This window comes from Zoogloea sp. (assembly GCF_044344315.1).
Taxonomy (GTDB): Bacteria; Pseudomonadota; Gammaproteobacteria; order Burkholderiales; family Rhodocyclaceae; genus Zoogloea.
The window spans coordinates 1-3,640 of sequence record NZ_JBIJDC010000186.1 but is presented as its reverse complement, the minus strand read 5'-3'; the positions used below and the strand labels follow the sequence as shown (position 1 = coordinate 3,640).

Below are 3,640 nucleotides of genomic sequence, written 5' to 3'. Positions count from 1 at the left end.
GCGCAGGGGAGTCGGCCGAAGGCCGACCGGTGAAGCCGGGTCGCCTTCTTTGCCTACTTTCTTGGCGAAGCAAGAAAGTAGGTCGCCCGCCGGGGCGAACACCCGGCCAACGTCACGCCAAACACCGGAACGCCGTCCCGTAACGGCTCAACCCGCGGAAGGTCGAGTGAATTCGGCCCCACAGGCCCCGCCCCTACCCTCCCTTCACCATATCCCACGCCAGCTTGGCGATGAGCACCGACACCACCAGCAGAAAAGCCTGCCGGACGAAGGCGGTGCCGCGGCGCAGGGCCAGCCAGGTGCCCACATGGGCACCCGCCAGGTTGCACACGGCCATCACCAGCCCCAGGGTCCACAGCAGAGGGCCATGGCTGGCGAAGAAGCCGATGGCCGAGACGTTGGTGGCCACGTTGATGAGCTTGGCGCTGGCCGAGGCGCGCAGGAAATCCATGCCGAACAGGCGCACGAAGCCGAAGATCAGGAAACTGCCGGTACCCGGGCCAAAGAAGCCGTCGTAGAAACCGATCACGGCACCGAAGGCCACCGCGCGCCAGCGGTCGGCCGGGGTCAGCTCGCGGGTTTCGGCGTGGCCGAAGTCTTTGCGCCGGAAGGTGTAGATGGCCACCGCCAGCATCATGACCAGCACCAGAGGACGCATCGCGTCGCGGGGCAGCCAGGCAACCACGGCCGCGCCACCCCAGGCGCCAAGCAGGGCAGCCAGCGCCGCCGGCACCACCACCTTCCAAGGGATGGACACAGCCCGCGCATAGCGCCACAGGGCGGCGCTGGTGCCAGCGATGCTGGACAGCTTGTTGGTGCCGAACAGGGTCGGAATGGCCACCTGGGGATAATGGCTGAGCAGCACGGGGATCTGGATCAGGCCGCCGCCTCCGACCACCGCATCGACCATGCCGGCAAAGAAGGCGACAGCGCCAAGAAACATGAACTCAAGGGGCATGGGGAGCAATCCGAAACTCATCAGGCCGGGCGCCGTGCGGCCACCGTCAACGGCGCGCCCCAGGCCTGCCCGCACACCAGGTCGGGACGACTGGCGTCCTCGTCCACCAGATCGGCGTACTGTCTTACCAGTTGGGCCAGGGAATCGGTCTCCAGTTTCCCGGCAAGGCGGGCGCGATGGACCTCCACTGTGCGGGGCGACACGGCCAGAGCACGGGCGATCTCCTTGTTGGTCAGGCCCGCCACGACCAGGCCCAGCACCTCCCGCTCCCGCTCGGAGAGACGGGTGTAGAGGCTGCGCGCATGGCGGGAGCGCTGCTGGCGCTGGCGTTCAAGCGCATGCTGGCCCACCGCCTTGCGCAGGACATCGGGGAGGCTGTCCTGCGCGGCGGGCAGGGGCAGGAACTCTCGCGCTCCCGCCTTGAAGGCCCGCCGGCACAGATCGACGGTGGCGTCGCGGGCCAGCACGATCACGGGCAAGTCCACACCCAGGGGGCCGAGCCGGTCCAGCAAGGCCAGTTCCGGGCCTGTGCCGGCAAGCTCCACGAGAAGGGCTCCGGTGGCTTCGGGGTCAAGCGCCGACAGGAAGCTGTCGGCATCCGGCCAGGCCCGGAAACCAAAGGGCAGACTGCTCGCCAGAAGAGCAACCTGCCCGCAGGCAGCGACATCCCGCGTGACAAGATGGATGGAGGGCAAGGGCGCCAAACACATCATGGGGTTTTTCCTTGTTACGGTTCGAGGGCTGGGGCGGCTGCACAAAGAAACATCCCGCCGGCTGCGGGGCGGACACACCGGAAGAAAAGGGCCCGACCCCGGAAGGGGGGCGGGCAAGCGTGCCTCCCCCGAGGGAGGAAGGCACAGGGAGGGATTGCTCAGACCGTGGCGTTCGCAGGCCCAGGCTCACCCGCAACCGGCAGCGCTTCGTCGACTTCATCCAGGCTGGGGTCCACCGGGTCGATGGCCTTCTCCCACTTGGCGACGGCGGCGGTGGCGATGGCATTGCCAAGCACATTGGTGGCGGTGCGCCCCATGTCGAGGAAGTGGTCAATGCCCATGATCAGCAGCAGGCCGGCTTCGGGCAGATGGAACATGGGCAACACGGCCGCGACCACCACCAAGGACGAACGGGGCACGCCGGCCACGCCCTTGCTGGAGACCATCAGCACCAGCAGCATGGTGATCTGCTCGCCGAGGGACATGGGGATGCCGTAGGCCTGGGCCACGAACAGGGCGGCAAAGCCGGTGTAGAGCATGGAGCCGTCCAGGTTGAAGGAATAGCCCAGGGGCAGCACGAAGCCGGTGACCCGGTTCTTCACCCCGAACTTCTCGAGCTGTTCCATCAGCTTGGGGTAGGCCGATTCGCTACTGGCGGTGGAGAAGCCCAGCAGCATGGGGCTGCGCACCAGCTTGATGAGCCGGAACACGTCGCGGCCGAGGACCAGATAGCCGGCACCGATGAGCACCGCCCACAGCACGAACAGGGCGATGTAGAAGCTGGCCAGCAGCTTGCCGAACACACTCAACATGCCTACGCCCTGGGTGGTAACCACCGAGGCGACGGCAGCAAAGACACCCAGCGGGGCAAAGCGCATCACGTAGTCGGTGACCTTGAGCATCACATGGACGACTTCATCCATGGTCTGCACCAGGCTGCGGGCGGCCTGGCTGTGCAGGTTGCCCAGAGCCAGGCCGAAGAACACCGAGAACACCAGGATCTGCAGCACCGAGTTGCCGGCCATGGCTTCGATGATGCTCTTGGGGAAGACCTGGGTGATGAAGTCCTTGAGGTTGAGGGCGCCGGTCTTCAGGTTGGTGGCGGTGCCGGCCTCGGGCAGCGCCATGTTGAGCGCGTGGCCCGGCTGCAGCAGGTTGGCAAAGACCAGCCCGATCACCAGCGATACCAGCGACGCACCGACGAACCAGCCCAGCGCCTTGGTGCCGATGCGGCCGACGGTTTTCGAGTCACCAATATTGGCCAGCCCCGACACCAGGGTGGCAAAGACCAGCGGCGCGATGATCATCTTGATCAGGCGCAGGAAGATGTCGGTGATGACGCCGAAGTAACCGGCGATGTCCCTGGCCGCTTCCGGAGTCGGCGCGGCCTGGTTGCAGACATAGCCGACGAGGATGCCGAGGATCAGCGCGGCAAAGATCAGCAGTGAGGATTTGTTGGCTTTCATGATCGTATCCCGGTGATGGCTCAGGCGACCTTGCGGGCAGGCAGGGCGCGCGGACGGGTCAGCACTTCGGGGCGCAACACCTCGGCAAGCGCCTCGGCGGTCATCAGACCGCGCTCCAGCACGATCTCGGCTACGCCGCGGCCGCTGGCATGGGCCTCGGCGGCCACATCGGTGGCGTGGGCGTAGCCGATGTAGGGGTTCAGCGCGGTGACGATGCCGATGGAGCGCTCGACGCTGGCGCGCAGGGCGTCCCGGTTGGCGGTGATGCCATCCACGCAGCGATCGGCCAGCACGACGCAGCCCTTGGTCAGGTGCAGCACGCTTTTGAACAGGCTGTGGGCGATGATGGGCTCGAAGGCGTTGAGCTGGAGCTGACCGGCCTCGGCGGCGAAGGTGACGGTCATGTCGTTGCCGATGACCTCGAAGGCGATCTGGTTCACCACCTCGGGGATCACCGGATTGACCTTGCCCGGCATGATGGAGGAGCCGGCCTGGCGCGGCGG

General features: G+C 66.6%; 4 protein-coding genes. All 4 read right to left on the bottom strand.

The window, feature by feature from the left end:
• Positions 1-193 precede the first annotated feature (193 nt).
• Complete coding sequence (locus tag ACIQ09_RS21905) at positions 194-958, bottom strand: sulfite exporter TauE/SafE family protein (RefSeq protein WP_398314499.1); 765 nt, start codon at positions 956-958, stop codon at positions 194-196.
• Between the two features lie 20 nt (positions 959-978).
• Entirely contained in the window at positions 979-1,671 is a 693-nt protein-coding gene (locus tag ACIQ09_RS21900; RefSeq protein WP_398314497.1) for a response regulator transcription factor, read from the bottom strand.
• Positions 1,672-1,829: 158 nt separating this feature from the next.
• A complete protein-coding gene (locus tag ACIQ09_RS21895; RefSeq protein WP_398314495.1) occupies positions 1,830-3,137 on the bottom strand; it encodes a dicarboxylate/amino acid:cation symporter in 1,308 nt (435 codons plus the stop codon).
• Positions 3,138-3,157: 20 nt separating this feature from the next.
• On the bottom strand, positions 3,158-3,640 hold a 483-nt coding region (locus ACIQ09_RS21890), incomplete at its 5' end, for a lyase family protein (protein WP_398314493.1).